Raw genomic sequence first — 3,127 nt, forward strand, 5'->3', positions numbered from 1 at the left:
ATAGTGAATTTCTTCGCCATCGGGCAGCGTTTTGACTAGCAGACGACCGGAGGCATCGCGCTGGTATTCAGTGACCAGTTCGCTGCCGTTATCGCCTGACTCGGTTTTCTTCAGCAGTTGGCCGTTGAGGTCGTACTCGTAGGCAGTACGGCGTCCGTCGAAGCCGGTTTCCTGCTGGATCAGGCCGTTCGGGGCCGAACTCGGTTTTCTTCAGCAGTTGGCCGTTAAGGTCGTACTCGTACGCGGTGCGGCGGCCGTCGAAACATGTTTCCTGCTGGATCAGGCCGTTCGGGTAGTAGTCGAGTTGATAGCGTTCGCCGCGCTCGTTTTCGATCTCGGTGAGGTTAAGTTGCGAGTTGTCGTAGCGGTAACGTAGTTGGCTGCCGTCGGGGTTGATGCGGCGACTGGCCAGATGCAGGTTATCGGCGTATTCGTAGCGGGTGATACGGCCGAGTTCGTCTCGTTCGGCGGTGACACGACCATAGGGGTTGTAGGTAAACGCGCGCGTGGCGCCGCCGGGCAGGGTGACCTAGTCAGGCCGTCGACGGCATCCCATTGGTATTGAGTGATCGCACCGAATTCGTCTTGGCGAGTAATTTGCCGGCCAAGCGCATCGTAGCGGTACTTGCGTTGACCGCCGTCCGGCAAGTGCTCTTCCAACAACTGGCCAAGGTTGTTCTGCCCAGATTGTTAAGGGAAAGGTGGCCTTCAGAAACTTACAAAATGAAGTTGTTCAGAAGCAGATTTCATCTAGAAAATAAAAACGTGAAGTGTCTCCCCATTTTACGATGTGAGCTTTACCATAGATCTATGCGTGCACACTCAAATTCGATTAAGTCTCCAACCATAATCCCTCCTGGTAGATAGTCCTCAATAATCATAGTGATTTTTCCAACTGTTACTACTTGTTCCGAAGTGTCTAATACTCTGGCGATGACTTTTCTGGATAGCCCTTGCTTCTGAATGTTCCAAATCCCCAGTTCAGCAAGCCCTTCGCAACGCATTGCGCTTTTCATAGAGAAAATGTGCAGGGGGGCGTTTACTTCATCTCCAATATTCGCGCTGCAAGGATGGGAGAAAGCAATGCAAGTAAACTCGCCGTCGGTTATTTCAACCTCTGCCTCTTCGGAAGTTCTAGATATCCACTTTATATTTTTTACAATCATAGTCGTCACTCCGGTGTTTTTTGACCGTATGGATATTTCCAGCTGATATGTGGGTCTGAACGAATCGTATCTGTCTTGACAGACTTCGGTTGCGCCTTCCATCCCAAGCTCGGAGCTTTAGGCTCAAATAAGAAACGGATTTCAATTTCATCGTTGTAATCCATCTTCGCAAACTTCTCTCGCGGTGATCTACCGGCCGAATACGTGGTCCGGGTATCGTCCTGACTGCTATCATACGGGCACTCTTCCGAATAAGTGGCCCAGGTTATTTCAGTTGAATTGATAGCGAATGGTATAATTGCTGTCTAGTTTCTCCTAGGCTTTACGGCCAGTCGCTTTAGACATCGAATGACAAGAGGGCGACAGTGTATGGATACATATTGTCTGTCTCGCTATTGGCGTGCTGGATAGTGCAGAATGACTCCTATTGATTGTTATCTGATTTTTTGGATTTTTCCAACAAATTGTAGAGCTCTGGATAAGAGTCAACTTCTTCTGGCAGCATTTGGTCAATTATATTTTGTATTTTTTTGGAATATTTTGTTTCGATTGGTGTTTCCGTCCAGTCCAACTCTGAGGCGGCGGCGATAGAAACCTCGATAAATTCGGATTCAAGGAGTAGTTTTAAAATCTCTATGGCATCCGATGACCGCAGCTCACCGAGTGCCGCAGCACTTCGCTCTTGCCAATATTGCTCCATAGAGAGAATGGTGTCGTGTAAAAGTTTCCAATCTTCCGCATTGAATTTTTTCAAAACTCCCTGAGCCACTTGTTCCGTTATGTACTCGTTCCAATTGGAGTCTTCATTCTGTCCAAGCCAGTAATTGTACTCGTCGTAAATTTTGCTGTTCATTCACTATCTCAACTTAAATTGGTGGTGACATAGGCGCGTCGCCTGCAGGAAATGAAGAAGTAATGACTCCGTCGTCCTTTAGAACCTGCCACTTGACACCGTCAACGGTTTTGGTGTGTAGGGTGGTTGTAACGCCGTCAACTTCCCGCATGAACACGCCGGGTGTCGCGGCCACTTCATCAGTAACCCAAAGTATCTTGTCGTTACTCCAAGTTTCCGGGGCTATTGTATGCTTTCCGCCTTTCTTAGCTGACATGCCGACGGTCCCGTCTTTTCGTACAAGAACCATTTTGAAGTCTTGGACTTTTATCGTACTGTCTGGATTTGTCTGTACAACGGTCATTTCGTGCTTTGGGGATTTTAAAACGTCAGAGGAATGCCCACCAATCGGCTTATTGCTGTTCGGACTGCGCGTGCCGAACAGAATCTTATCTTGCATCTGGGCAGGCAGTGCCCCGGCGTATGGGCGATTATATGGATCAGGCGGTGCTCTACCTTCGTCGTGCTCAGCTTTCCCCGAATCATCGGGCCTCTTACCTTTAGGTTCGTCCCCGGCGCCAGGACAGGTATTCAACCCCAACGGATCCACCCACCCCGTAGGGTTAGGCACGTACTGGTAGCTGTTCAACCCACCCGCAAGCTTGATCGGATCCGGCGTCAAAAACCGTCCAGTCCCCGGATTGTAGTAGCGGTGGCGGTTGTAATGTAACCCCGTTTCAGCATCGAAGTACTGCCCTTGAAAGCGCAGCGGGTTGTCGATTTCGCTGACGTCCAGCGCTGCGAGATTGCCGTAGGCGCGGTACTTTGCAGACCACATGATTTCGCCACTGTAGTCGGTGAGCTCTTGCGGCGTGCCGAGGTGGTCGAGTTGGTAGTAGAAGGGAGCCGCTTTTAGCGGGCCCTCGCCGTCTAGCATCGCCAGCGGACGGAAGGACCCCGGTTCGTAGACATAGCTGCGATAGCGGTTTTCGGCACTTTCCGCGATGAGGCGTTCGCCTTGCCAGAGGAATTCTGTGGTGTGGCCGTTGACGGTCTTTTCGATGCGGCGGCCGAAGGCGTCGTATTTGTAGGATGCGGTGCTGCCTCCCGGCAGGCTGACGCCGATCAG

At 50.8% G+C, this 3,127-nt stretch carries 4 protein-coding genes and 1 pseudogene; all 5 read right to left on the bottom strand.

The window, feature by feature from the left end; all coding sequences use genetic code 11:
* Window positions 1–690: pseudogene (locus HU727_RS25380) on the bottom strand (hypothetical protein); the annotation flags it as partial.
* Window positions 691–797: 107 nt separating this feature from the next.
* Window positions 798–1,166 carry a hypothetical protein gene (locus HU727_RS25385; RefSeq protein ID WP_186534436.1) on the bottom strand — a complete coding sequence of 123 codons (369 nt, stop codon included), beginning with the start codon at window positions 1,164–1,166 and terminating at the stop codon, window positions 798–800.
* Window positions 1,167–1,171: 5 nt separating this feature from the next.
* Complete coding sequence (locus HU727_RS25390) at window positions 1,172–1,330, bottom strand: hypothetical protein (RefSeq protein WP_186534435.1); 159 nt, start codon at window positions 1,328–1,330, stop codon at window positions 1,172–1,174.
* A 260-nt stretch (window positions 1,331–1,590) separates the two neighbouring features.
* Window positions 1,591–2,019 carry a HEAT repeat domain-containing protein gene (locus HU727_RS25395; protein ID WP_186534434.1) on the bottom strand — a complete coding sequence of 143 codons (429 nt, stop codon included), beginning with the start codon at window positions 2,017–2,019 and terminating at the stop codon, window positions 1,591–1,593.
* 13 nt (window positions 2,020–2,032) lie between these two features.
* A partial coding sequence (locus tag HU727_RS25400) for an RHS repeat-associated core domain-containing protein (protein ID WP_217847150.1) occupies window positions 2,033–3,127 on the bottom strand: 1,095 nt, incomplete at its 5' end.

This window comes from Pseudomonas khorasanensis (assembly GCF_014268505.2).
GTDB classification, from domain to species: domain Bacteria; phylum Pseudomonadota; class Gammaproteobacteria; order Pseudomonadales; family Pseudomonadaceae; genus Aquipseudomonas; species Aquipseudomonas khorasanensis.